Raw genomic sequence first — 24877 nt, 5'->3', positions numbered from 1 at the left:
CCGCCTCGCCTGCGCGCTTGATGAGGCGGTTTTAATGCAGATGAGTTGACCTGTGAGCTGGCGCTACGCATGGTTTTGAAGCATTCGACAAATTTCCAGGAATGAATGCAAAATCATGCACCTCAATGCGCTCTGCAATCATTAGTTTTGAATGAACTTCGCAAAATCAAAAAACTCGGTATTAGTTTCATCAAAACACGTATAAACTATGCTAAAGGCGAGATTTGTATCGCTTAAATGCGAAATAAACAAGAATACAGTGAGGTTTGTATCACAATGACCAATAACGAATTGCTAGCCCAGCTTATCAGCCTTGGGCTGAGAGGAGACAAAGTTGCTTTTGCTCGACAAGCATCAAAACTCGCACGTTCCTATGACTCCATAGGAATGCCAGAGTTCGCTAAATCAATTAGAGAAAGTATTCAGGATAAAAGTACTTTTAATTTACAAAAAATGTCGCGTAATGCCTCACCTGTTTTTGAACGGCTTGAATCGTTGCCTATCGATCAGGAAACTAAATTTGATTTAGCCGATGTAACTCAGCCCTCTTCTCAAATTCAAGCTCCATTGCTGAAAGAAAACACGTTAAAAAAAATAAAAGAGTTTTTAGTTTTCACTGAACGAGCTAAAGATTTAAAGGATGCTGGGCTTGGAGTGACATCATCAATGATATTATATGGTCCACCAGGTTGTGGTAAAACATTGGCATCAAAATATATTGCCTCATGTTTGAACTTACCTCTTCTAACTGCAAGATGTGATTCTCTAGTTTCATCTTATTTGGGTTCTACCTCTAAAAATATAAGACAACTTTTTGAGTATGCTAGCAAAACTCCATGTGTTCTATTTCTTGATGAACTTGACGCTTTAGCAAAAGCCAGAGATGATCATCATGAATTAGGTGAGTTGAAGAGAGTTGTAGTTTCTTTATTACAAAATATTGACAACTTACCCGAAGAGACAATATTGATCGCCGCAAGCAATCATGAAAATCTTTTAGATAGTGCAGTATGGAGACGCTTTGAATATAGAATACCAATTGGCCTGCCAGATCTTGACGTAAGAAAACAATTATTTGGACAGCATTCGGATATCAGAGAAGCTTACGAAGACTTTGTTGATGATCTGGCGGAACTATCCTCAGGCCTTAATTGCTCATTTATAGAGCAGTGCTGCTTAAGATCTGTTCGTCACGCATTAGTTTACAATAACAAAAAAGTCGATACCCGTTTTCTGATTGAAGCCATCTTCGAAGCAAAAGGTATTGTTTTTGATGAGGAAGAGGATTTACTAGTCAGTATTGTGACCAAACTCAGAGAACATAATCCGAAAAGATTTACAATTCGAAAAATAGCAAAAATGTTAGGGCTTTCAAATGCTAAAGTTTCAAGGCTAACTAAAGACCATAGAGGGACATTATGAGTAACAAAGAAAGGCCGATAAAAATCATTGAGGCAATCCCTCAAGATTTTACTGACAAAACTTATAATTTTGGAAAAAAAGAACCTATCCGAGCAGTAACAGCCAGCCTAAAAAATAGACTCAAGCAAGAAGTCGATGACGTTAAGGATTTTTTTCGAACCTCGTTCAAGAAATGGCCAGATATACCGGCAGTAGCCAAAGTTACTCTTCATGAGAAAGCTCTTGCTAAGTCACACCGACCATCAAGTTTATTGGGTGATAATACATGTCCAGTAATAGGGAGTGGTAATTTTGGAGAGTTATTAATAAGTGTTACAGAAAAAGGGTTGGCACAACTTCGCAAGAAGATTGAAAATAGTACCAGCTCACACAGTGGGACAGTACATATTGCTGTAATTGAAAGCATTGAACCTTTCACTGTAAATCAAGATGCAATTGATATAAGCGATTCGGAGAGTTTTTTAGTCAAACTTTTTGACCATAAAAATAGAACAACTAATCGCAGCATTGATAAGGAATTAATGGAATATGCTGATGAACTCGGAATTCAAAAACCTAAAAAATATGACATTAGCTCGGACTTAAGTATTTATGAAGTAAAAGGGAATGATAATATTGCTAAGTTAGCAAGTTTTATTGGCATCAGAAAGTTAGAGCCAATGCCAACATTTGGTCTTGCCCATACTGTTACCGAACATATTTCAGCTGAAACTTTGGATCTAGATGACTTTCCTGTGCCTCAAGAGGATAAACATTATCCTTTACTCGGAATTATAGACAGTGGTGTCGACCCAGCTAATGATGCACTTAGACCATGGATTTGGGATAGTTTAGATTTGGTAAAAGGAGATCATGATTACTCTCATGGGAATATGGTTGCAAGTTTAGCAATTAACGGAAGATGGCTAAACAACTATGCTGGATTCCCTCAATGCCAAGCTGAAATTGTTGATGTTGCAGCCTTTCCCAAGAATGGAACTCTCAAATTACCACAGTTAATGAAGGCTATCCGAGAAGCAGTTACGACATATCCAGAAGTTCGAGTATGGAATTTATCATTAGGATGCCAATCTCCCTGCTCTGATGAAAGTTTCTCAGAATTAGGCCATTTTTTAAATGCCCTACACGATGAATATAATTGTCTCTTTGTCGTAGCCTCTGGAAACTATATTTACGACCCTCAACGAACTTGGCCGCCCCAAGAGTTAGGAGGTCACGATAGAATATCCGCGCCTGCAGATTCAGTTCGTTCATTGACCGTTGGTTCGGTTGCTCATTTAGATTCATCTGACTCTGTAGTAAAAAGGTTTGAACCTTCTTCATTCTCCAGAAGAGGCCCCGGGCCTGCGTTTATACCAAAGCCAGAGATAAATCATTTTGGTGGCAATTGTGACAGTGAATTAAATTGTGATCGTACTGGGATTATCGCTATTGGTGATGATAACTCTCTCTGTGAAAGTGTTGGCACAAGTTTATCCGCTCCTTTAATTTCGAGTTTGGCTGCATCTTTATGGCACGAATTAGAGGTTAATGGTTCAATTTCACCATCACCTGAACGAATTAAAACATTACTGATCCATTCTGCTCTTAAAAACTCACCATGCAAAACAGCACATAACGCTTTCAATTACCAAGGCTTTGGTCGGCCAAGTGATAATATAGCGGATATTATAGGCTGCAATAAGAATGAAATTACATTTTTGTTCGAAGTTGACACTAGGGAAGGTATTGAATTTAGTAGAACACCATTTGTGATACCACAATCATTGCGAACTGAGGATGGTAAATTCACTGGTGAAATTCTAATGACTCTAGTTTATTCCCCACCTTTGGATTATGACTATCCATCAGAATATTGTCGTTCAAATGTAGATGTATCATTTGGCACTTACACCTATGATCCTGTCAATGATAAATGGGTTCATAGTGGAAAAGTTCCTCAGATGAAAGAAAAGAGTGAATTATTCGAGAAGGTGCTAATAGAAAATGGTTTCAAATGGTCTCCTGTCAAGGTTTATAGAAAACAATTCCCTCAAGGGGTGAATGGAGATCAATGGAGACTTAAGCTTGATGTTCAACGTCGAGCAGAACAAGAGCCTTTATCTTCACCACAGAGAGCGGTCTTGGCTATTACACTTAGGTCTCTTGCAAATTCTACTACAGTTTATAATGATGCTGAAGTTGAATTAAAAAGCCTTGGATGGAAAGAAGCTGATATTGTAATTCGTGAGCAGCCACAAATTAGGATTCGACAGAAATAAATATTTTGGTCACCTGAAGCACAGGTGACCATTTACTATACTTTATTATTCTCAACTTTTTTATGTATATCCATATCGAACCAAGATACTTGTGCAATTTCCTTTAATGGGAAGATAATGCTAGTATCCGCATCTTGGAGTTCTCGATATTCATTTTCCAAAATTACTTTTAATGTATCCTTATCTCTATGCCCAGAAATAATAGGATATATTGATATATACTGGTTAGGCCCTTCTTTTTCATTAGGTTCTCCTAATGCGTTGACAATGCCAACATATACTTTTTTATTTTGTAATGTAATAAGTATTGATCGTCTATCTACTAATGAATCAAAAAAAATCTCATCCATTGGATTATCACTAATTAGTTCCTGTCTCATCCTAAGCATAACGAGATTTTGATAGTCTATTTTTGAGGATTTTATTCCTTGAATATAATTTATAACCTTTGTTCTATATATAACAAGATAACGAGCACCTACACTCCACATCCAAGCCAAAAATATTGAGCCACATGAGAGTAAAACGATCCATCCAATAATTCTTTCGCTGCCTTGGTCATTCAGTTTTAAATCTAATTGTTCTCTAACCATCATTACCAAATGAAAGTTTGGCCACATCCATTTGGCTAAATAAGCAATAACCAAAGTCCATACAAAACACCACAACCCAAAGGTTGCAGATTTCATATATAATAGCTGGCCATCATAACGGTGCAATCTGTAGAAATGATAAGGGTGAGTGGTTAACACTATATAACCACTCACAAGCAATGGAATAATTAACAAAGCAAACATCATTAATCCTTTTTAGTCCTGTTTTTCTTCCTGATTTATTTGCTCAGAAATTATTTTTTTTGCCTTGATTTTCATAAGCTTTACTGTATCAGAGCTTGCTAAATCTTCTTTAGACGTAACAATAGCACCTCTACCGACCACCTCAACAGTGTTTGTCCCAGAGGCTTCGAGTCTCCTCGCAAGCTCTCTTTCCTTCTCAACTGCTGCTTTACCTATAATTCGTTCGAATATATTTATCATTTAACCTCCTTTTCATAGCTGCTAACGGCGTAACTTGCTCTTTAAGCATCTCACTCGTTTACTGTTTAACATAAATACTGTGTATAAGTCCAGTATAGTCTACTTAATAAATTTGACAATTTTTATAAAAAGTTAGGATTTTCTTAGCTATCTTTCAAGGGTTCTGAAACATATTCGTAAAATGGTGTCACATTTCGAGATTTTATCTTCCCCCATCATAGTTCCCGTTCAGATTGAAAACTATCCGCAGTGGTATTGCTCATTTTTAGCGAAGTAAATGCTGTAGAGTCGTAGGCTGCTGCTAAAACCACCTCTGCAGTATTAACGTTTTCATTACAATGTCCACAGTTATTGACAGGACTCCGAGGCGCGGCAATGCCGCTTTTTAAAGTCAAAGGCTCAACGGCCAACAGCTTTGGAACGATGCGCCATTCGGCTGTACGGGTAACATGTACCAGCTCAGAGCCCAAGTGCGGAGCGTAGATGCCCACGACTCTCTCTATATCCTCTTCGTAGGCGTTAACCTCGTCAGTCACGTTACGAGCCACACGGACAGTCTGACTATCACGTGGTACGTTCGCCCCACCCTGCGCAGCGATATAAAGGTCAAAATCACCCTCGTCAGCTGCGGCTCTTGTAGCCTCGACACGCTCATCAAATTCATCAGCAATGCTTACGCCACGAGGTAATTTGCGCAGCTCACGATATGCACCCATCGTTGGCAATCCAATAGATTTAAATTGCGGGATACGCCACGTTGACGCCCATGCGGTTACTGCTGCTGCAGTATCAGTGAGAGGTTTACCGGTATCGTGATCGACTTGCCCATCAAGTGCATACCCGTCGATATTCTTCGCAATGTATTTTGCGATGTAACCGGCTGCACCACCTTGATTTAGGTGCTTCGCTTCAAAACGCTGTGCTGCTGCACCCTTTTCGTCGCCATCTTCCTTTAAGGCATAGCGTCGCATGATTTCAGTAATATGTTTACGTTGCTCTGGTTTGCAAAAAAGCATCATGTGCCAGTGCGGCGTTCCGTCATGATGCGGCTCTACAACGCGCATACCATAAACCTGCAAATCATTATCTTTAAAGGCTGTACGCATCAAGCTCCAGATACGGCATAAATACCGTTGACCATCCTTCGGCGTAAAAGCGGTGTCATTCCAACCGTGATTAAGTTGCACCGTCTTTTTATTGCCCTTTCCGACCTGACGTGTAGGGTGATACTTCGATGGCGAGGTGATAGTGATAAACATACCGACGTCACCCTGCCCAGCCGCATAGCGTTCAATGCCTGCGATAGTGTTCATCAGTTCCATACGACGGATTTCAGGGTTTGAAATACTTCCCATGACTTTGCTGATGAGATCGATACGCTCACCGGTAACTTTATTTTCCAGCTCGCAAGATTTGAGGTATTCGAGATTAGCCAGGCGACGAGAATGCACGTCGCGGATCGCCGTTCTGCTGGCGTATGGGGAACGGTCTTTATTCACCTCACCGGCTGCAATCAGCAATGCCTCGTGCCAGCGCATACGCTGCGCCTTAAACTGGTTAATCCACCACTCATCATTAATCAAACGAGATATAGCGGAAAATGCCTGGCGGATCGTGATTTGCCCTTTGCAGTATTTTTTCCAGAACATCGGTGTAATGTTGAATGCGCGAGCTGCACCAGCAACGTGACCATACAAATGCGCCTGAGCCTCATCAGTAAAAAGAGTCTCTTTACCGCCGTGAGTATCAGCCCAAGCGTCGCTAAGTTCCTCATAAGCAACATAGAGCTGCGAAGCGATACGGGCAGCAAATTTTTTGAGAGCCTTGTCACTCATACCAGCTAAACGCGAATAGCTTTCGCGCTCACTCAGGAAGAGTAGCGATGCCGTCTCGTTCATTCCGTTTAGCTGATTGACCCGCTCAAGACGCAGCCCCACCCTTTGCTCGACAGTGTTCTTGAGGAAATAGAAACCATGAAGGGGGCTTTTATTACGACGGATGAAATCATAACGCGAGTTAAACAGCGTTTTTAAGACATATGGCAGGCGATTAACTTTACCTAAAACACCTTGCACCTGGCGGAATTCGCCACGTGTAAGGGGTCTGTCACGGCCAATTGCAGAACGTGGAGCATTCCAGGGATAAGCACCGACGAATGTATCATCGGTGTGCTTCGAGAAAGGAGGCGGTGGCGAAGGAGCAGTACGCCCCCGAGGTTCAGCGGCCATTCGAATTGAAGGCGTCCAGACATTGCTTCGCTACGCGCTCAATCTGAGTTTCAAGCGCCGAGAAACAGGTAGCATCTCCCGTTAAAAGGTCATGCAAAGCAAGGCCTGAAACGAGCTTAGTGATAGTTGGGTAGTAACCCACAACATCCAGCCATTCCTTACCTTCGTTTTTCCCGGAGGTAGCGATTTTCTTTTCCTGCAAAATAAATTGATAGCGGTCGCTGGTAATAACGTACTGGTTATTTATATCGATACGGATACTCATTCTTACTTCCTTCTAAAGTGGATAAACCGCTCAACCAAAAATTGAGTTGTGCAATTTTTCTGATTCTTGACCTAACAAATCGATAATCTCAGTGCGGTTAAGTTCTGACTTACTGATGTGCGCGATAAGCCCGTCAAATTGAGAAGAGAAACGGGTCGCCGTATCGCGCTGTGCTTCACTTATGGCCTGCTCCAGAAGTGCCGAAAACGCACCCCGCTGAGCTGTTTTTTGTTTTTGCATTTACCTATCTCCAGACAAAAGGAGTCCCCACGCTGTAAGGCGTGTAATAAATCGAATCCAGATTAATTAATGTAAATACTGCTCAGGTTTTACCGAGGTTAAAATGGTCGGCGCGTACTCAAAAAGGCTAAACAGCTCTCGCAAGGCACGGAAAAGTTTGTCCCGCCAATAGCAGTCGTCCTCGTTCAATCGCCAGTGCGGCATACTGAATTCTTGATCTGTGAGCCCGGCATGACGAAAAAGAGAACGCCTTTGGCTAACAGTAAGACGGCTAATGAAAGTCGCCCTAGTAGAGCCATGCTGACGAAACCGACAAAATGCGAATCTCAGTTCATCCAGCGCACAGACAAGGCGCTCGCGATCTGCTTCGTCCATTTCTTCTAAGCGCATGACAGAGTGACGCTGTTTTAATTGAGCATGAAAACAAACTGTCAGTCGTTCGCGCTCCATCATTTGATTGTAAAAATCACAGGTGTCTTGCCAGCGTGGCTGAGCCAGGTACTTACCAACCAGCCCTCGAAGTGCCGCTGGCTGTTTCTGGATCACATCAAGAGTCATAACGGTCATAACCATATCCCTCTTTTTCTGACCAAACGGAAAAGTGTCTCAATAATGCCAGGCTTACGAGTGCAGATGATGATGCCCCTGCGGCCGGACCCGTGAGTGATAGTAAAGTTAATCGGGTTAGGGCTTTCTCTCCGGAGTAGCTGGGCAATGCAACGAGGTTCATTTGTACTTTCAATATTCATTAACGTGGTTCCCCTAGACCGAGCCACATTAGCCACCCTTCTCGAATCGCTTTTGGGCGGCTCTCATACGCCATTTTCATGCCGTTGTTCCATGCAGGAAGATAAACCCAATATTCTCCAGCTCTACCAGTTGCAGACTGTGGATCGGTCATCTCAACGATGGGTAATTTGCCCTTCTCAATCATCCCCTTAACAGCTGCAGGGCTTTTACCTATCAGGCGTGCAAACTCTTGATAAGGAACTGCGTCAGTGGCGCTCTCTAATGACTTCTTCATCTGGTACACTTCTCCGTTAGCGTTTTAATTGCTCTTAATGGCTTATAATTGCCTTTAATGAGACTACGAATGTGAAACACAAACTACGATAAACGCAAAATTACGCAATAGGAGTAACCATGTCAATAGACGTTTCAGAGAAGCTAAAGCTTATGCGGGAGTCAGAAAGACTAAACCGTAAAGAAGTCAGCGAGTTAACTGGCGTACCTTACAGCTCACTTTCAAGCTATGAGAGCCGTTCAAAAAATGCAGGTGTGGAATCCATCATGAAAATTCTCCAACACCCTCGTTTCACGAAGTACACGATGTGGTTTATGACTGACCAAATAGCACCTGAAGCTGGGCAAGTTGCACCGGCTCTCGCGCACTTTGGGCAGCCGACAACAACGTCACCCCACTCAGACCAGAAAACTGGCTAACAATTTACGGCGCTTTTTTGTGCAGTAAATGCACAGTGAGTTTTTGTTATTTAAATCAGGAAATTGAAGTACGCAGTAACATCATCGGGAGGCTTTATGTCTGTTAAAAAGCTCGATGATGGTCGATATGAAGTGGACGTCAGACCTGCAGGGCGCAACGGAAAGCGCATCCGCAGGAAGTTCGATAAGAAAAGTGAAGCTATCGCTTTTGAAAAACATACGCAGTACAACCATCACAACAAAGATTGGTTGGCTAAACCGACAGATAAGCGGCATCTGTCTGAATTAACAAAAGTCTGGTGGGATCTGAAGGGCAAGCATGAGACTCATGGTCGAGATTATCTAGGAAAAATTGAGTTATTCACAAGGATTACAAATGACCCATGTGCATTTCAGATTACTAAATCATTGATTAGCCAGTACGGCACGGTGCGCCGTTCTCAGGGCATCAAACCATCGAGCATCAACCGGGATTTGACTTGCCTTAGCGGAATGTTTACCTCGTTGATAGATGCAGAGCTATTTTTCGGTGAACACCCTTTTAGGGGTCTTAAGCGACTGAAAGAGGACAAACCTGAAACTGGCTACCTCACGCAAGAGGAGATCGCTGATCTACTGTCGAAAGTCGATGGGGATAATAAGAAAATAGCGATTCTTTGTCTTAGCACCGGCGCGAGATGGAGTGAGGCTGCAAAATTGAAAGCTGAAAACATCATCCAAAATCGCGTCACGTTCGTTAAGACAAAAACCAACAAACCGCGAACAGTTCCGATATCCGAGGAGCTGGCAACAATGATCACATCAGGAAAGCGTGGCTATCTGTTCACGAACGCTAACTATCCTGCATTCAGACGATTAATGAAGGAGTTGAAACCGGACTTGCCACCGGGTCAGGCTACGCACGCATTGCGTCACAGCTTTGCCACTCACTTTATGATTAACGGAGGCAGCATTATCACGCTTCAACGGATACTCGGGCACTCACGAATTGAGCAGACAATGACCTATGCACATTTCGCCCCTGAGTACCTGCAGGACGCGGTAACTCTTAATCCTTTACGCGGTGGCACTGATGCTCTGAGTGTCCACACAATGTCCACACTTGAATGATTTATAGTGGCTTTCAGTGGTCTTGCGTGCCGCGCAAACCCGCATTGTACCGCTGAAAGCCCCTGTTGTAGGGGTATAAAAACGCCCTTACGCAGGCTTATTTTTTGCCTGCCGTTTATACTCTCCGAGTCCCCCCAATTCAAATCACTACTTTCAGGCGAAAAAAAACCGGGCATTACACCCGGTTTATCATGTAATTAGAAATTAATGGGCAGCTTCTGGCTTGTGCTTTTGCGCACTCTGGAAACCATAGGTCAGCTCATTTTTTTCTTTGTCCAGTGCGACGGTAACCTGACCGCCATCCACCAGCGAACCAAACAGCAATTCGTTGGCCAATGGTTTTTTCAGGTTGTCCTGAACCACTCGCGTCATCGGACGTGCGCCCATTGCGCGGTCGTAGCCTTTTTCCGCCAGCCAGTTACGTGCTTCCTGACTCACTTCCAGAGAGACACCTTTCTGATCCAGTTGAACCTGCAGCTCGACAATAAATTTATCCACCACCTGATGAATCACCTCAGTAGAGAGATGATCGAACCAGATAATGTTGTCGAGGCGGTTACGGAATTCCGGCGTAAACACTTTTTTGATTTCGCCCATCGCATCAGTACTGTTGTCCTGATGAATAAGCCCAATCGATTTACGCTCAGTTTCACGTACCCCGGCGTTGGTCGTCATCACCAGCACCACGTTGCGGAAATCCGCTTTACGCCCGTTATTGTCGGTCAGCGTACCGTTATCCATCACCTGCAGCAGCAGGTTGAAGACGTCCGGGTGCGCTTTTTCGATTTCATCCAGCAACAGTACCGCATGAGGATGTTTAATCACCGCATCGGTCAGTAAACCACCCTGATCAAAACCGACATAACCCGGAGGCGCACCAATCAGGCGGCTGACGGTGTGGCGCTCCATATATTCGGACATATCAAAACGCAGCAGCTCAATGCCGAGCGCTTTGGACAGTTGTACCGTGACCTCGGTCTTACCAACGCCAGTCGGCCCGGCAAACAGGAACGACCCGACCGGTTTATGCTCGTGTCCCAGACCAGCACGGCTCATTTTGATCGCTTCGGTCAGTGCTTCAATGGCTTTATCCTGCCCGAATACCAGCATTTTCAGACGGTTGCCCAGATTTTTCAGCGTATCACGATCGCTCTGCGAAACGCTCTTCTCCGGGATCCGCGCAATGCGAGCCACGACGGACTCGATATCTGCCACGTTGACGGTTTTCTTGCGCTTGCTGACCGGCATCAGACGCGCACGTGCGCCCGCTTCATCAATCACGTCAATCGCTTTATCCGGCAGATGACGATCGTTAATGTATTTCACCGCCAGTTCGACCGCTGCACGTACCGCTTTGGCGGTGTAGCGAACATCATGGTGCGCTTCGTACTTCGGTTTCAGACCGTTGATGATCTGCACGGTCTCTTCCACTGACGGCTCAGTGATATCGATTTTCTGGAAGCGACGCGCTAACGCACGGTCTTTCTCAAAGATATTGCTGAACTCCTGATAAGTGGTTGAACCTATCACACGGATTTTCCCGCTGGAGAGCAGCGGCTTGATCAGATTAGCCGCATCCACCTGACCGCCCGATGCCGCACCCGCACCGATAATGGTGTGGATCTCATCGATAAACAGAATGCTGTTGGTATCCTGTTCCAGTTGTTTCAGCAGCGCCTTAAAGCGTTTTTCAAAATCGCCGCGGTACTTGGTACCAGCCAGCAGCGAACCGATATCCAGAGAGTAAAGGGTGCAATCAGCCATCACTTCCGGCACGTCGCCCTGGACGATACGCCAGGCGAGACCTTCGGCAATGGCGGTTTTACCGACACCAGACTCTCCCACCAGCAGCGGGTTGTTTTTTCTGCGACGGCACAGAACCTGAATGGCGCGCTCCAGCTCTTTGTCCCGGCCAATGAGCGGATCAATTCCGCCCACACGGGCAAGCTGGTTAAGGTTAGTCGTGAAGTTCTCCATACGGTCCTCCCCGCCAGCTTGCTCTTCGTTATTTGGCTGATTCCCGGAGTCAGAAGATTGACTCGGTTCGTCTTTACGCGTGCCATGAGAAATGAAATTCACCACGTCCAGGCGACTGACTTCATGCTTACGCAGCAGATAGGCCGCCTGTGACTCCTGCTCGCTGAAAATAGCGACCAGCACATTCGCGCCGGTCACTTCATTGCGCCCGGAAGACTGAACATGAAAGACAGCGCGTTGCAAAACACGCTGAAAACTCAACGTCGGCTGCGTGTCGCGCTCTTCTTCGCTGGCAGGCAATACGGGTGTGGTTTGTTCAATGAAGGCTTCGAGTTCCTGACGGAGCGCCACCAGATCCACAGAACACGCTTCCAGCGCTTCGCGGGCCGATGGGTTACTGAGCAACGCCAGTAACAAGTGCTCGACGGTCATAAACTCATGTCGGTGCTCGCGCGCTCTGGCGAAAGCCATGTTTAAACTGAGTTCCAGTTCTTGATTGAGCATAGGCACCTCCCCCAATATTTATGCCTGCATTCAGGCTTTTTCCAGCGTACACAGCAACGGATGCTCGTTTTCCCTCGCATATTTGTTCACCATCGCCACTTTGGTTTCAGCAACCTCGGCGGTAAATACGCCGCAGATGGCTTTACCTTGATAGTGAACAGCAAGCATCAGTTGCGTTGCACGTTCTACATCATAAGAAAAGAATTTTTGTAACACGTCAATAACAAACTCCATCGGAGTGTAATCATCATTGACTAATATCACTTTATACATAGATGGCGGTTTTAGCGCGTCGCGCAATTTGTCTTCCGCCAGCTGTTCGAAATCCAGCCAGTCGTTCGTCTTACCCATTGTCAGTCGTCATCTTCAGTTACGGTTACCGGCAGAATAACTTGCCGCTGACAAGAGCCTATGCGCACAATCAATCTACCTCAAGTATTAGATAACTATCATCTATCAGTGCCATCCGCGACATCTGTCACATATCCGACAATAGCGTTAACTGCTTCAAATTTTGATGCATTTTTACCCTATTCCACCTGCCTGGCGCTTGACGCCTCGCCTGATTTCTCTAAATTGTAGTTTCGAGAGTTGGCGAGGTTTTGAACAGCCCCCACTCCGCCACCGGTTCATTCCATCTTACTTATATAAGATTTACGAAGGATGTCGAAGTATGGAAACGGGTACTGTTAAGTGGTTCAACAATGCCAAAGGGTTTGGTTTCATCTGCCCCGAAGGCGGTGGTGAAGATATCTTCGCCCATTACTCCACCATTCAGATGGATGGTTACAGAACGCTAAAAGCCGGACAGTCTGTCCAGTTTGATGTCCACCAGGGGCCAAAAGGCAATCATGCCAGTCTTATCGTGCCCGTCATTGAAGCAGAAGCTGTCGCATAGCTCTTCTGTCTCATTGTGTACATCCCGCAGACAAAATGCCAGCCCCTAAGGCTGGCATTTTTATTTCTTATGCAATACAACGCGTTATTCTCGTGCCAGAGCATCAACGGGATCCAGACGCGCTGCATTACGGGCCGGAAGCCAGCCAAACAAAATTCCGGTGGCGGTTGAACACAGGAAAGCCGTTAGCAGCGCGACAGGAGAGAAACCAATTTCCCACCCGGGCAGGAACAGCTGTAACGTAAAGGCAATTAACATCGACAAACTGATGCCGAGCGCGCCGCCCACCAGACACACCAGCACAGCCTCAATTAAGAACTGTTGTAATACATCGCTGGCCCGCGCACCCACGGCCATCCGAATACCGATTTCACGCGTACGCTCTGTCACCGATACGAGCATAATGTTCATCACACCGATCCCGCCCACCACCAGCGAAATCACCGCCACCAGCGTCAGAAAGAGCTGTAATGTACGTGTGGTTTTTTCGGCGGTTTTCAAGATGCCATCCATGTTCCAGGTGAAGAAATCTTTTTTGCCATGACGCAGCGATAACAGACGGGTGAGTTGCTGCTCGGCCTGGGCGCTATCAAAACCCTCTTTTACCCGCACGGTAATAGAGTTTAACCACGATTGCCCCATAATCCGCCCTGACATGGTGCTGTATGGCAGCCAGACGCGCAGGATCTTGCTGCTGCCAAACATCGATTGTTTTTCTTCCGCGACGCCAATAACGGTGGCTGGCATATTTCCCACCAGAATAACCTCACCCACCACTTTTGCTTTGCTGGGGAACAACTGACGTCGGGTATTGCTGTCGAGCACCACCACCTGCGCCCTACCCGCCAGCTGTTCTGCATTAAAGGTGGCGCCTTCACTGAACGTCATGCCATAGACGTTGAAGTAATCACCGCTAACGCCGTTTGCGCTGGCGGCGACATCAATATTGCCATAGCGCAGGCGTAGGTTCTTCGATACCGCAGGCGTAACAGAACTGACCCAGGGTTGCTTCTGAATCGCGACTAAATCGTCATACTTCAGCGCCTGCTGATATTGTGGGTCGTCATCACCGAAATCTTTGCCCGGATAGATATCGATAGTATTCGTACCAATCGCCCGGATGTCTGCCAGCACCAGCTGTTTTGCCGCATCGCCCACCACCACAATCGACACCACCGAAGCGATACCGATGATAATACCCAGCATTGTGAGCAGTGTACGCATCTTGTTGGCGGCCATGGCCAGCCATGCCATGGTCAATGCTTCACGAAAACCGCTGACAAACTGGCTCCAGCCAGAAGCCGTCGTCACCGTTGGTTCATCAATATCACGTCCGGCAGTGGGCTTTTGTGGTGGTGGATTACGCACAATCTCGCCATCACGAATTTCAATGACACGTTCTGCCTGGGCGGCAACCTGGCTGTCGTGCGTGACGATAATTACCGTATGCCCGCGATCGCGTAGCTGATGCAGAATAGCCATCACCTCCTCGCCGGAGTGGCTGTCCAACGCGCCAGTGGGTTCATCGGCCAGAATAACCTGACCACCGTTCATCAACGCACGCGCAATACTGACACGTTGCTGCTGACCACCGGAAAGCTGGGAAGGCTGATAATCAACCCGGTCGCCCAATCCCAGGCGCTGAAGTAATTCCTGAGCACGCGCCAGACGCTGCTTACGTTCAGTCCCGGCATACACCGCCGGGACCTCTACGTTTTGTGCCGCCGTTAAATGTGACAGCAAATGATAACGCTGGAAGATAAAGCCGAAATACTCACGCCGCAGTTGCGCTAACGCATCGCTATCCAGTGTAGAAACATCCCGCCCCGCAACCCGATAGGTTCCACTGGTCGGCTTGTCCAGGCATCCCAGAATGTTCATCAGCGTCGATTTACCCGAGCCTGACGCCCCGACAATCGCCACCATTTCACCGGCCTGAATGCGCAAGGAAACGTCCTTTAATACCTCGACCTGTCCCTCGCCTGACGGGTAACTGCGGCGGATATTGCTCAACTCAAGCAATGCCGTCATTGTGCCACTCCCGCTTTACCCTCACCGGTGATAACTTCATCACCCTCTTCCAACCCTTTCACAATCTCTACGTCGGTATCATTACGGGCACCGATGACCACCTCGCGCTCGCGGGTTTCACCATTGCGCAGCAGCCTGACGTTATAGCGGTTGTTGCCAATAGGATCGCCCAACGCCGACAGCGGGATCGTCAGTACATTTTTAACGTCTGTGAGCTGGATGTGCACCTGCGCGGTCATATCAAGGCGCAGGATCCCTTTCGGGTTAGGCACTTCGAAGCGGGCGTAGTAGAAAATGGCGTCATTCACCTTCTCAGGCGTCGGAAGGACATCTTTGAGCACGCCTTCATACCGTGTCTGCGGATCGCCCAGCACAGTGAACCAGGCTTTTTGGCCTGGCTGCAGGTGAATAACATCTGCCTCGGAGACCTGCGCTTTTACCAGCATGGTGCCCATATCTGCCAACGTCAAAATGTTGGGCGCCTGCTGGGCGGCAATCACGGTTTGCCCCTGGAGGGTGGTGATTTGCGTCACTTCACCCGCCATTGGCGCGACGATTCGCGTGTAATCGAGGTTCGTTTTTGCCGTATCAAGGGAAGCCTGATTACGCTTAATTTGTGCATCAATAGTGCCAATCTGTGCCTGCTTGACCGCCATTTCGGTCGCTGCCGTATCGAGATCCTGCTGCGAAACCGCCTGCGTTTTCGCCAGTTGTTGCTGACGAGAAAGCGTTACGCGCGCCAGTTTCCACTCAGCTTCGGCCTGTAAACGCTGAGCCCGCAGCTCCATGAGCGTCGCTTCTACTTCTTTGATTTGGTTTTGCGCCTGCTCAGGATCGATAACGCCGAGCAACTGATCTTTTTTAACTTTATCGCCGATGGCTACTGACAGCGTTTTTAACTGCCCACTCACTTGTGCACCGACATCAACTTTGCGTAACGCATCCAGTTTCCCGGTAGCCAGCACACTTTGCTGGAGATCGCCTGGACGTACAATTAACGTTTGATACTGTGGTAGTGGCGCATTAAGCGTTCGCCAAAGTGAAATCATCGCCACAATAATGATGATGGCGAGCAGAAAATAACGTTTTTTAATTTTTCCCTTGAGCTTCATAAATGTCCCAGTGTCCCCCAATACGCCTACCAGAGTGGAGTGATAACCATCAACGATAAATTAACAGACGTTGAAAAGTGCAAAGAATAACAGAGTTATTGATGAACCGTTAAGGTCCACTGTGCTGAAATTGGTATCAGAGTATCTATTGGATTGTTATTATGAGCCAGCTAACAGAAAGCACTTTTCATTCTTCCAGACCCGCCACAAGTTTTAGTCTTTTTTGTCGTCTGACAACCGGACAATGGCGGCCAGGTAAATTTTGGCATCAACGAAGCTTTCGCCGTAAGTTTGTATGGCGCTCATTGCTGATGCCACGATTAACACGTGAATGGATGGCTGAGCTGGCGCAATGGCCGGATCTCGAAAAAATTCTCGCGATCCAACCCCGTATACCGGTTCGCCTGCATCGCGCGTATCTCGCAGTAAACCTTGACCGTAAAACAAAACTCGATGCTGTGCGTTTTCATTACAATGTTATTCGCAACGCTTTTTCATCGACAGAATTTAATGATTATTTAAGTGCCGATGGGTTACAACTGGCACAAATTGAAGGCAAAGACAGCGCAATATACACCATTATAATGTCATCATTTATTGCCCTGGATAAAGAAGGTGAAAGTACCATTCTTGTCCGTAATAGTGAGGGCGAGACATTAGCAGAAATGACCTTCACCCTGTGCAACTATGAAGGGCGCAGCGCGCTTTTTATTGGTGGCTTGCAGGGGGGTAACCGATTAATGCCGCACGAAGAAATTCAAAAAGCGACAAAATCATGCCATGGTTTGTTTCCTAAACGTATTGTAATGGAAGCTATTTGTCGTTTTGCAGAACAATTGAATATTGAACAAGTACTGGCCGTCAGCAATGACCAGCATATTTTTCGCAGCCAGCGTTACCATGATAAAAACAAGGTTATTCTTTCTGACTACAATTCATTTTGGGAGTCAGTTGGCGGCGAATGTGACAGCAATGGCTACTATCATATTCCGCGTACGCTGGCGCGTAAAAGCGAAACAGATATTGCCAGTAAGAAGCGCGCGGAATATCGCCGCCGCTATCAGTTACTCGACAGTATCCACTCGCAGTTATCAGTCATGTTCCGCCGCTAATCCGCTCGCCCGCGTGCTAACCACAGCACGCGGGAGAACATTTTCCGCAGCAACGTTGGCACCGCTTCAACACCGCGTCGCCCCGCTTCCATCGCCACTTCAATCGCCAGATCCGGTTTTGACGAGCGATGGATCGCCTTCGCTATAATTTTCCGCATATTCATCGGCACATTTTCCGGTATTTGCGCCACCCGATGAAAAACGTCCGAGAACCCCTGGCGGTACATAAAGTGTTCCATATCCAGCGCAGGTAACATGGTCAAATGCTCGCGCTCTTCCTCTTTGTCATCGTTCAGCAGGCTGCGTACCGTGGCCGCATACTTTTTCCCCGCCTCATCGCCATCGACCAACACATGCCACTCAATTCCCATCCGGCGGGCAAACTTCACCAGGGGTTTAAGCCCTGACTGGGCAAATTCAATGACTTTAATCCCTTCGGCATCAAAGTGATGCCCACACTGACGAGCCAGTTCGTTAATGACCCATGTTTCTGTTTCTCCCTCCACCAACAGCCAGCAACGGGCAAACAGTGAAGACGCCCGATTAAAACGGATATGGAAGGCAATGCGCCGCCCATCTTCCGCATTTAGTCCTCCCGGTCCCAGTCGCCAGGCCGCGACGCGGGAAGATTCTCGAACCAAACGGACCACATGTTCAACGGGCGTAAGCGATAACAGTTCACCAGAGTTGGTCGTCGTCACCCGCTGTAGGGGAAGCAGATTCAACAGCTGCCAGGCAACAGACAACATAATGGGGTGTAAGCGCGTTTCAGGATCCTCTACCAGTAGCAACGGGCGAGCATCTTTATCCAGTCTTAGCGACCCTTTGGCCTGTAACAGCGTAGAAAACAGTCCCAGCAGAATCACACGGTGCGTGCGCCCTCCGGGTTTATCAATCATACGGTTGATAATATCCAGATAACGCCAGCTGCGTTGCTCGTTGTTGGAGCGTCGGCGCATCAGACGATAGCGGGATTGACCGGAACCTTGTTCTGAAAAGTAGTGCTCCAGCAGTTGAACCATCGCCGAAAGCCCCTGGCGAATCTGCCCATCTGTCAGATTCTGCGGTCGGGTGGCCAACTCACGTGCCATAAAATCCAGTTGACGCGCAGTCACTTCAACATCCGCGGAATCCGGCACCGTTCCATTACGGATGCGCCGCATAAAACGCGCATCACGTAAACGTAATACTGGCATCAAACGCACCAGATGACGCGCCTGATCGTTAATATTGTCGATGGGTAATGGGTGGCCTTCGCCATCAAGAAAACTGCGTAATGTCAGGACGCTGCCGTCATCAGCGCACTCGCCTTCCAGCCGATAAAATATACGGTGATAGTTATCATGGCACGGCGACCAGCACGCTTCTAACGGGCGATATCGACGCACACGATGGCGACCCGGTTGAGATTCACGAAATGTCAGGACAATATGCAGATGATGTTCCCGGCCCTGGATGTCACCCGGCGGGAACCAGAAATCTTCGCGGTTAAAGTGGTACAAATCCGACTCTGGCGACAACAGCAGGGTTAACGCATCCAGCAGGCTGGACTTACCCCACGCGTTTTCCCCAATCAGCACGTTGTTTTGCTCCAGCATCAACGACAGCCGATTAATACCACGAAACCCAACAATCTCAACGCGTTCGAGAATCATATAGCCTCCGGAAATGCTCACTTTTTCCTTCAAGTTATCAGGAGTATAACGGTAAGCGGGCGCTCAGAACACCCGATATCATCCGCAGATAAATCGAAAGAGTTAAGAATATTCTCTTTAAAAATTACTTTTGAATATAATTTCAGACGTCAATCATCAGACTTCTGATAACTGAACTATGCTTTATTCACCTGAACTCCAAAAAGGATTCGCATCACATTGCCTTAAATCAAATTTTTTTATTAATTTAAGTGGCGAAGGGATGAGATTTTTTTCTAGAATAAGCGCGTTTTAATCATCGTCCCTTTTAGCGATGAAATACCGGGATAGAAAAACTAACCCGGAACTTTTAATTGAGGTGGTTATGTTCAGGAAATTAGCAGCCGAATTCTTCGGCACGTTTTGGCTTGTTTTTGGCGGGTGTGGTAGTGCCGTTCTGGCCGCGGCTTTCCCGGAGTTAGGTATTGGGTTTGCCGGTGTCGCCCTGGCCTTTGGTCTGACAGTATTAACCATGGCATTCGCTGTGGGTCATATTTCAGGTGGCCATTTTAACCCAGCAGTGACATTCGGTTTATGGGCTGGTGGTCGCTTCCCGGCGAAAGACGTTATTGGTTATGTTATTGCTCAGGTTGTGGGCGGCATTGTAGCAGCAGCAGTACTTTATCTTATTGCCAGCGGCAAAGCCGGTTTTGATGCAGCAGCCAGTGGCTTCGCCTCAAACGGTTACGGTGAGCATTCACCTGGCGGGTATTCCATGCTTTCTGCCATCGTAATTGAAATCGTCCTGACCGCAGGTTTCTTATTAGTGATCCACGGTGCGACCGATAAACATGCTCCGGCAGGTTTTGCGCCAATTGCCATCGGTCTTGCATTAACGTTGATCCACCTGATCAGTATCCCGGTCACCAATACATCCGTAAACCCCGCTCGTAGTACTGCGGTTGCTATCTTCCAGGGTGGCTGGGCATTACAACAGCTTTGGTTATTCTGGGTTATGCCGATTATCGGCGGGATCGTCGGCGGTCTTATTTACCGCACCCTGCTGGAAAAACGCGATTAATCGCTAACAACAAGGCCTGATGAATTGTCAGGCCTTTTTTTCCTCGCTATATTTCCTTTTATTTGCAACTTTACTCCCCTCTTTGCTTTCAGTAGTGTGTATATCCGTCATACTTCAAGTTGCAGATGTGTTGACTGCGCTCGCTCCCCCCAGCTACGTACTTATGTACGCTCCCGGGGATTCACTCCCTTGCCGCCTTCCTGCAACTTGAATTATTTAGGTTATAGTTGTGCATTTCGTCTTACTTCTCAGCAAGGATCGGGGTTTCATGTTCTCAGGGCTGTTAATCATTCTGGTACCCCTTATTGTGGGTTACCTCATTCCGCTTCGACACAGAGCCGCATTAAAACTTATCAATCGGCTGTTGAGTTGGATCGTCTACCTTATTCTCTTTTTTATGGGGATCAGTCTGGCGTTTCTGGATAATCTCGCCAGTAATCTGTTATCCATTCTTTATTATTCTGCCGTTAGTGTGACGGTCATTCTGCTGTGTAATATCGCAGCGCTGCTGTGGCTGGAGCGCTCACTCCCCTGGCGACACAGCCACCAGCAAGAGAAGCTCCCCTCCCGGATCGCGATGGCGCTTGAGTCGCTACAGCTTTGCGGCGTCGTGGTGCTGGGTTTTCTGTTGGGTCTTAGCGGATTGTCGATGTTGCAGCACGCGACCGAAGCCAGCGAATATACGCTGATCTTTTTATTATTCCTGGTCGGGATCCAACTGCGAAACAGCGGTATGACATTAAAGCAGATTGTACTGAACCGTCGGGGCATGATTGTTGCCGTGGTCGTGGTGGCCAGTTCTCTGCTGGGCGGCGTCATCAATGCGCTGATCCTCGGCCTGCCGTTGAAAACAGCACTGGCGATGGCATCGGGTTTTGGCTGGTATTCCCTGTCAGGCATTCTGTTGACCGAATCATTCGGTCCAGTCATTGGCAGCGCCGCCTTCTTTAACGACCTGGCGCGTGAGTTGATTGCCATTATGCTGATCCCTGGACTGGTGGTTCGCAGCCGTTCAACCGCATTGGGTCTTTGCGGGGCGACGTCAATGGATTTCACGCTGCCCGTGTTACAACGCAGTGGCGGTCTGGAGATGGTTCCCGCAGCCATTGTGCACGGCTTTATTCTGAGTCTGTTAGTGCCACTGTTGATGGCCTTTTTCTCCGCCTGATACACAGACAAATACCTCTCTGGCGGTAGTCAGCTACCGCCAAAATTGCGCTAAATCAATCTCCCTGCAAGTTGTAGCAGAAATCCCTTTAATCCCTTCGCGCGCAGGCATAACCTTAAACATGTATATCAAATATAACTTTAAAAGGTGTGACCATGTTTTGTGTGCAATGTGAACAAACCATCCGTACTCCGGCAGGAAACGGCTGCTCTTACGCGCAGGGTATGTGCGGTAAAACGGCTGAAACCTCCGATCTGCAGGATCTGCTGATTGCTGCCCTACAAGGTCTGTCTGCATGGGCTGTTAAAGCACGTGAATACGGCATCATCGACCATGAGGTTGATAACTTTGCGCCGCGTGCATTCTTCTCCACGCTGACCAACGTGAACTTCGATTCCCCGCGTATTGTTGGCTATGCTCGTGAAGCTATCGCCATGCGCGATGCACTGAAAGCGCAATGCCTGAACATTGATGCTAACGCCACTGTTGAAAACCCGATGGCCGACCTGCAACTGGTCAGCGACGATCTGGGCGACCTGCAACGTCAGGCCGCTGAATTTACTCCGAACAAAGACAAAGCGACCATCGGCGAGAATATCCTCGGCCTGCGTCTGCTGTGTCTGTACGGTCTGAAAGGTGCGGCAGCTTACATGGAGCACGCACACGTTCTCGGCCAGTACGACAACGATATCTACGCTCAGTACCACAAAATCATGGCGTGGCTGGGTACCTGGCCTTCCGATATGAATGCTCTGCTGGAGTGTTCAATGGAAATCGGCCAGATGAACTTTAAAGTGATGAGCATTCTGGACGCCGGTGAAACCACGAAATACGGTCACCCGACCCCAACTCAGGTCAACGTAAAAGCAACCGAAGGGAAGTGCATTCTGATCTCCGGCCACGATCTAAAAGATCTCTACAACCTGCTTGAGCAGACTGAAGGCACCGGCGTTAACGTCTATACCCACGGTGAAATGCTGCCAGCACACGGCTACCCTGAGCTACGTAAGTTCAAACATCTGATCGGTAACTACGGCAGCGGCTGGCAGAACCAGCAGGTGGAATTCGCCCGTTTCCCTGGCCCAATCGTGATGACCTCTAACTGCATCATCGACCCAACCGTTGGCGCATATGATGACCGCATCTGGACCCGTAGCATCGTCGGTTGGCCGGGTGTGAGCCACCTCGAAGGTGATGACTTCGGTCCGGTTATTGCTCAGGCGCAGCAGATGGCTGGCTTCCCGTACAGCGAAATTCCTCATCTGATCACCGTAGGTTTCGGTCGTCAGACGCTGCTGGGTGCAGCTGATACCCTGATTGACCTGGTGAGCCGTGAAAAACTGCGTCACATCTTCCTGGTTGGCGGCTGCGACGGCGCACGTGGTGAACGTAACTACTTCACCGATTTCGCCACCAGCGTACCGGATGACTGCCTGATCCTGACTCTGGCCTGTGGTAAATACCGTTTCAACAAACTGGAATTCGGCGATATCGAAGGTCTGCCGCGTCTGGTCGATGCCGGTCAGTGTAACGATGCCTACTCTGCCATTATCCTGGCGGTCACGCTGGCGGAGAAACTGGGTTGTGGCGTGAACGATCTGCCGCTGTCTCTGGTGCTCTCATGGTTCGAACAGAAAGCGATTGTTATTCTGCTGACCCTGCTGTCGCTGGGCGTGAAAAACATCGTCACTGGCCCGACTGCGCCTGGCTTCTTCACACCGGATCTGCTGGCAGTTCTCAACGAGAAATTTGGTCTGCGTTCCGTGACCACCGTTGAAGAAGACATGAAGCAACTGCTGAGCGCGTAAGGAGTAAAGAATGACAATGCCAACTCATCAGTGCCCATGGCGGATGCAGGTTCATCACATCCATCAGGAAACGCCGGATGTATGGACAATTTCGTTGCTGTGCCACGACTATTATCCGTACCGCGCCGGGCAGTATGCACTGGTCAGCGTACGTAATTCAGCGGACACGCTGCGTGCTTACACCATTTCTTCAACGCCGGGCGTTAGCGAATACATTACGCTGACCATCCGCCGCATTGACGAGGGTGCAGGTTCGCAGTGGCTGACCCGTGACGTGAAGCGCGGCGACTACATCTGGCTGTCCGATGCCATGGGTGAATTTACCTGTGAAGATAAAGCAGAAGACAAGTTCCTGATGCTGGCTGCCGGCTGTGGCGTAACGCCAATCATGTCGATGCGTCGCTGGTTGGCGAAGTACCGTCCACAAGCCGACGTGAAGGTGATTTTCAACGTTCGCTCGCCAGAAGATGTCATCTTTGCCGATGAATGGCGTGAATATCCGGTGACATTAGTCGCTGAAAACAATGCCACTCAGGGTTTTGTTTCCGGCCGACTGACCACCGAACTGCTGAAGAACGTCCCGGATCTGACCTCGCGTACCGTGATGACCTGTGGCCCGGCACCGTATATGGATCTGGTCGAAAAAGAAGTGAAAGCGCTTGGCGTAACACGCTTCTTTAAAGAGCAGTTCTTCACACCTGTTGCCGAAGCCGCCACCAGTGGTCTGAAATTCACCAAGCTGCAACCCGCACAAGAGTTCTATGCGCCGGTGGGCACGACGCTACTGGAAGCACTGGAAAGCAACAAGGTTCCGGTCGTTGCCGCATGCCGTGCAGGCGTTTGCGGCTGCTGCAAAACCAAAGTGGTTGACGGTAACTACACGGTCAGCAGCACCATGACGCTGACCGATGCGGAAATTGCGGAAGGTTACGTTCTGGCTTGTTCCTGTCATCCGCAGGGTGATCTGGTACTTGCGTAAAGAGTCATTGCCGGATGGCATACTTATCCGGCCTACAAGAACCGTTGTAGGCCGGACGGAGTATTAATACCGTCATCCGGTCATTTATCACCGCCAGGCTGAATTGCCGCCCAGGGCATATTTTCCCGCGCCCAGGAACGCCACCGCCATCGCGCCAACAAAAAAGTACACCAGACTTTCAATCGCCCATGCACCGGTTTTATCCAGTGTCCAGGTTTCGCCCATCCCGACCATCAGCCATGCCACAACCATCGTAAACGCCAGCCCTAATGCCGCCGGGCGTGTCAGGATCCCAAGAATAATCAGACACGGCGCTACAACCTCTCCCAGCAGAACGCCGTACGCAATAAAGCCCGGGAAACCTTTCGCTATCAGCATGCCGCTGATGCCATCAATACCCGCGAACAGTTTATGCAGCCCATGAAACAGCATCAGTCCACCGACAGCAAGGCGTAACAAAAACTTGCCAAAATCTTCGTGAGCCAGTACCCGGTTAACTGTATTTAATAGTTTTATAACCATTTGAATTTATTCCTTGTTTCACCATGTGCAATTAACAAACTACGC

24 protein-coding genes are annotated in these 24877 nt (G+C 47.9%); 10 read left to right on the top strand and 14 right to left on the bottom strand.

The genetic code is table 11. The features are described from left to right. The first annotated feature begins 276 nt into the window (after positions 1–276). Both EHN13_RS13965 and EHN13_RS13960 read left to right on the top strand, forming a co-directional pair. Positions 277–1422 carry an AAA family ATPase gene (locus EHN13_RS13965; protein WP_124021583.1) on the top strand — a complete coding sequence of 382 codons (1146 nt, stop codon included), beginning with the start codon at positions 277–279 and terminating at the stop codon, positions 1420–1422. After that, on the top strand, positions 1419–3683 hold the full coding sequence (locus EHN13_RS13960) for a S8 family peptidase (RefSeq protein ID WP_124021582.1): 2265 nt from the start codon (positions 1419–1421) through the stop codon (positions 3681–3683). The genes EHN13_RS13965 and EHN13_RS13960 overlap by 4 nt, the downstream gene beginning before the upstream one ends. A gap of 35 nt (positions 3684–3718) precedes the next feature. Here EHN13_RS13960 and EHN13_RS13955 read toward each other — a convergent pair whose 3' ends face one another. The 8 genes from EHN13_RS13955 to EHN13_RS13920 form a co-directional block, all read right to left on the bottom strand. Next, positions 3719–4483, bottom strand: a complete 765-nt coding sequence (locus EHN13_RS13955; protein ID WP_232034644.1) for a hypothetical protein — start codon at positions 4481–4483, stop codon at positions 3719–3721. A gap of 9 nt (positions 4484–4492) precedes the next feature. Continuing rightward, complete coding sequence (locus tag EHN13_RS13950; protein WP_124021580.1) at positions 4493–4720, bottom strand: hypothetical protein; 228 nt, start codon at positions 4718–4720, stop codon at positions 4493–4495. Between the two features lie 215 nt (positions 4721–4935). Further along, positions 4936–6948 (bottom strand): replication endonuclease, encoded by a 2013-nt coding sequence (locus tag EHN13_RS13945; RefSeq protein ID WP_249039297.1) that lies wholly within the window; start codon positions 6946–6948, stop codon positions 4936–4938. After that, a complete protein-coding gene (locus EHN13_RS13940; RefSeq protein ID WP_119921966.1) occupies positions 6938–7213 on the bottom strand; it encodes a DUF5405 family protein in 276 nt (91 codons plus the stop codon). The genes EHN13_RS13945 and EHN13_RS13940 overlap by 11 nt, the downstream gene beginning before the upstream one ends. 30 nt (positions 7214–7243) lie before the next feature. After that, positions 7244–7453, bottom strand: coding sequence for a DUF2732 family protein (locus EHN13_RS13935; RefSeq protein ID WP_124021579.1), 210 nt, complete (start codon positions 7451–7453; stop codon positions 7244–7246). A 66-nt stretch (positions 7454–7519) separates the two neighbouring features. Beyond that, on the bottom strand, positions 7520–8020 hold the full coding sequence (locus EHN13_RS13930) for a hypothetical protein (RefSeq protein WP_029139596.1): 501 nt from the start codon (positions 8018–8020) through the stop codon (positions 7520–7522). Then, positions 8017–8202 (bottom strand): hypothetical protein, encoded by a 186-nt coding sequence (locus EHN13_RS24345; RefSeq protein WP_119921964.1) that lies wholly within the window; start codon positions 8200–8202, stop codon positions 8017–8019. The genes EHN13_RS13930 and EHN13_RS24345 overlap by 4 nt, the downstream gene beginning before the upstream one ends. Further along, positions 8202–8477 (bottom strand): Cox family DNA-binding protein, encoded by a 276-nt coding sequence (locus EHN13_RS13920; RefSeq protein ID WP_049002087.1) that lies wholly within the window; start codon positions 8475–8477, stop codon positions 8202–8204. Before EHN13_RS13920 ends, EHN13_RS24345 begins: the two co-directional genes overlap by 1 nt. A gap of 119 nt (positions 8478–8596) precedes the next feature. Between EHN13_RS13920 and EHN13_RS13915 the strand changes: the two genes are divergently transcribed. Next, positions 8597–8896, top strand: coding sequence for a helix-turn-helix domain-containing protein (locus EHN13_RS13915; protein WP_016153649.1), 300 nt, complete (start codon positions 8597–8599; stop codon positions 8894–8896). 96 nt (positions 8897–8992) lie between these two features. Further along, the gene (locus tag EHN13_RS13910) at positions 8993–10006 is read left to right on the top strand and encodes a phage integrase (protein ID WP_119921962.1); all 1014 of its coding nucleotides are present in this window, start codon (positions 8993–8995) and stop codon (positions 10004–10006) included. Between the two features lie 204 nt (positions 10007–10210). Here EHN13_RS13910 and clpA read toward each other — a convergent pair whose 3' ends face one another. Both clpA and clpS read right to left on the bottom strand, forming a co-directional pair. Beyond that, positions 10211–12487, bottom strand: coding sequence for an ATP-dependent Clp protease ATP-binding subunit ClpA (gene clpA, locus EHN13_RS13905; RefSeq protein ID WP_048212056.1), 2277 nt, complete (start codon positions 12485–12487; stop codon positions 10211–10213). A 30-nt stretch (positions 12488–12517) separates the two neighbouring features. Further along, the gene (gene clpS / locus EHN13_RS13900) at positions 12518–12838 is read right to left on the bottom strand and encodes an ATP-dependent Clp protease adapter ClpS (protein WP_005128368.1); all 321 of its coding nucleotides are present in this window, start codon (positions 12836–12838) and stop codon (positions 12518–12520) included. 322 nt (positions 12839–13160) lie between these two features. Here clpS and cspD point away from each other — a divergent pair, with 322 nt between their 5' ends. Then, positions 13161–13385, top strand: a complete 225-nt coding sequence (cspD, locus tag EHN13_RS13895) for a cold shock-like protein CspD (RefSeq protein ID WP_005128369.1) — start codon at positions 13161–13163, stop codon at positions 13383–13385. Between the two features lie 84 nt (positions 13386–13469). Here cspD and macB read toward each other — a convergent pair whose 3' ends face one another. Both macB and macA read right to left on the bottom strand, forming a co-directional pair. Beyond that, positions 13470–15416 (bottom strand): macrolide ABC transporter ATP-binding protein/permease MacB, encoded by a 1947-nt coding sequence (gene macB / locus EHN13_RS13890; protein WP_101741488.1) that lies wholly within the window; start codon positions 15414–15416, stop codon positions 13470–13472. Then, positions 15413–16528, bottom strand: coding sequence for a macrolide transporter subunit MacA (macA, locus tag EHN13_RS13885; RefSeq protein ID WP_048212058.1), 1116 nt, complete (start codon positions 16526–16528; stop codon positions 15413–15415). Before macA ends, macB begins: the two co-directional genes overlap by 4 nt. A 161-nt stretch (positions 16529–16689) precedes the next feature. On the opposite strand from macA, the gene EHN13_RS13880 reads away from it, so the two are divergent. Next, positions 16690–17640, top strand: a complete 951-nt coding sequence (locus EHN13_RS13880) for a VirK/YbjX family protein (RefSeq protein WP_048212059.1) — start codon at positions 16690–16692, stop codon at positions 17638–17640. Here the strand turns inward: EHN13_RS13880 and EHN13_RS13875 are convergent. After that, positions 17637–19295, bottom strand: a complete 1659-nt coding sequence (locus tag EHN13_RS13875; RefSeq protein WP_048212060.1) for an ATP-dependent endonuclease — start codon at positions 19293–19295, stop codon at positions 17637–17639. The two genes, EHN13_RS13880 and EHN13_RS13875, sit on opposite strands and share 4 nt — an antisense overlap. Positions 19296–19659: 364 nt before the next feature. On the opposite strand from EHN13_RS13875, the gene aqpZ reads away from it, so the two are divergent. The 4 genes from aqpZ to hcr all read left to right on the top strand — a co-directional run bounded on the left by aqpZ (position 19660) and on the right by hcr (position 24310). After that, complete coding sequence (gene aqpZ, locus EHN13_RS13870) at positions 19660–20355, top strand: aquaporin Z (RefSeq protein ID WP_048212061.1); 696 nt, start codon at positions 19660–19662, stop codon at positions 20353–20355. 268 nt (positions 20356–20623) lie between these two features. Beyond that, positions 20624–21523, top strand: coding sequence for a LysO family transporter (locus EHN13_RS13865; RefSeq protein ID WP_101741491.1), 900 nt, complete (start codon positions 20624–20626; stop codon positions 21521–21523). Between the two features lie 155 nt (positions 21524–21678). Next, positions 21679–23331: a hydroxylamine reductase gene (gene hcp, locus EHN13_RS13860; RefSeq protein WP_048212063.1), complete on the top strand. Its 1653-nt coding sequence runs from the start codon at positions 21679–21681 to the stop codon at positions 23329–23331. 10 nt (positions 23332–23341) lie between these two features. Then, positions 23342–24310, top strand: a complete 969-nt coding sequence (gene hcr, locus EHN13_RS13855; protein ID WP_124021578.1) for an NADH oxidoreductase — start codon at positions 23342–23344, stop codon at positions 24308–24310. A gap of 87 nt (positions 24311–24397) precedes the next feature. On the opposite strand, the gene EHN13_RS13850 is transcribed toward hcr, so the two are convergent. Continuing rightward, positions 24398–24832 carry a DoxX family protein gene (locus EHN13_RS13850; protein WP_048212065.1) on the bottom strand — a complete coding sequence of 145 codons (435 nt, stop codon included), beginning with the start codon at positions 24830–24832 and terminating at the stop codon, positions 24398–24400. Positions 24833–24877: the final 45 nt, after the last annotated feature.

Origin of the sequence: Citrobacter youngae (assembly GCF_003818115.1) — a bacterium.
GTDB classification, from domain to species: domain Bacteria; phylum Pseudomonadota; class Gammaproteobacteria; order Enterobacterales; family Enterobacteriaceae; genus Citrobacter; species Citrobacter youngae.
Note: the sequence above shows the minus strand (reverse complement) of the source record. Positions and strands in the feature narration are given on the sequence as shown.

Excerpts from the sequence above, each read along its gene's own strand:
- EHN13_RS13965 (WP_124021583.1), top strand. The coding sequence starts at position 277 with ATGACCAATAACGAATTGCTAGCCCAGCTTATCAGCCTTGGGCTGAGA.
- EHN13_RS13960 (WP_124021582.1), top strand. The coding sequence starts at position 1,419 with ATGAGTAACAAAGAAAGGCCGATAAAAATCATTGAGGCAATCCCTCAA.
- EHN13_RS13955 (WP_232034644.1), bottom strand. The coding sequence starts at position 4,483 with ATGATGTTTGCTTTGTTAATTATTCCATTGCTTGTGAGTGGTTATATA.
- EHN13_RS13950 (WP_124021580.1), bottom strand. The coding sequence starts at position 4,720 with ATGATAAATATATTCGAACGAATTATAGGTAAAGCAGCAGTTGAGAAG.
- EHN13_RS13945 (WP_249039297.1), bottom strand. The coding sequence starts at position 6,948 with ATGGCCGCTGAACCTCGGGGGCGTACTGCTCCTTCGCCACCGCCTCCT.
- EHN13_RS13940 (WP_119921966.1), bottom strand. The coding sequence starts at position 7,213 with ATGAGTATCCGTATCGATATAAATAACCAGTACGTTATTACCAGCGAC.
- EHN13_RS13935 (WP_124021579.1), bottom strand. The coding sequence starts at position 7,453 with ATGCAAAAACAAAAAACAGCTCAGCGGGGTGCGTTTTCGGCACTTCTG.
- EHN13_RS13930 (WP_029139596.1), bottom strand. The coding sequence starts at position 8,020 with ATGACCGTTATGACTCTTGATGTGATCCAGAAACAGCCAGCGGCACTT.
- EHN13_RS24345 (WP_119921964.1), bottom strand. The coding sequence starts at position 8,202 with ATGAATATTGAAAGTACAAATGAACCTCGTTGCATTGCCCAGCTACTC.
- EHN13_RS13920 (WP_049002087.1), bottom strand. The coding sequence starts at position 8,477 with ATGAAGAAGTCATTAGAGAGCGCCACTGACGCAGTTCCTTATCAAGAG.
- EHN13_RS13915 (WP_016153649.1), top strand. The coding sequence starts at position 8,597 with ATGTCAATAGACGTTTCAGAGAAGCTAAAGCTTATGCGGGAGTCAGAA.
- EHN13_RS13910 (WP_119921962.1), top strand. The coding sequence starts at position 8,993 with ATGTCTGTTAAAAAGCTCGATGATGGTCGATATGAAGTGGACGTCAGA.
- clpA (WP_048212056.1), bottom strand. The coding sequence starts at position 12,487 with ATGCTCAATCAAGAACTGGAACTCAGTTTAAACATGGCTTTCGCCAGA.
- clpS (WP_005128368.1), bottom strand. The coding sequence starts at position 12,838 with ATGGGTAAGACGAACGACTGGCTGGATTTCGAACAGCTGGCGGAAGAC.
- cspD (WP_005128369.1), top strand. The coding sequence starts at position 13,161 with ATGGAAACGGGTACTGTTAAGTGGTTCAACAATGCCAAAGGGTTTGGT.
- macB (WP_101741488.1), bottom strand. The coding sequence starts at position 15,416 with ATGACGGCATTGCTTGAGTTGAGCAATATCCGCCGCAGTTACCCGTCA.
- macA (WP_048212058.1), bottom strand. The coding sequence starts at position 16,528 with ATGAAGCTCAAGGGAAAAATTAAAAAACGTTATTTTCTGCTCGCCATC.
- EHN13_RS13880 (WP_048212059.1), top strand. The coding sequence starts at position 16,690 with ATGAGCCAGCTAACAGAAAGCACTTTTCATTCTTCCAGACCCGCCACA.
- EHN13_RS13875 (WP_048212060.1), bottom strand. The coding sequence starts at position 19,295 with ATGATTCTCGAACGCGTTGAGATTGTTGGGTTTCGTGGTATTAATCGG.
- aqpZ (WP_048212061.1), top strand. The coding sequence starts at position 19,660 with ATGTTCAGGAAATTAGCAGCCGAATTCTTCGGCACGTTTTGGCTTGTT.
- EHN13_RS13865 (WP_101741491.1), top strand. The coding sequence starts at position 20,624 with ATGTTCTCAGGGCTGTTAATCATTCTGGTACCCCTTATTGTGGGTTAC.
- hcp (WP_048212063.1), top strand. The coding sequence starts at position 21,679 with ATGTTTTGTGTGCAATGTGAACAAACCATCCGTACTCCGGCAGGAAAC.
- hcr (WP_124021578.1), top strand. The coding sequence starts at position 23,342 with ATGACAATGCCAACTCATCAGTGCCCATGGCGGATGCAGGTTCATCAC.
- EHN13_RS13850 (WP_048212065.1), bottom strand. The coding sequence starts at position 24,832 with ATGGTTATAAAACTATTAAATACAGTTAACCGGGTACTGGCTCACGAA.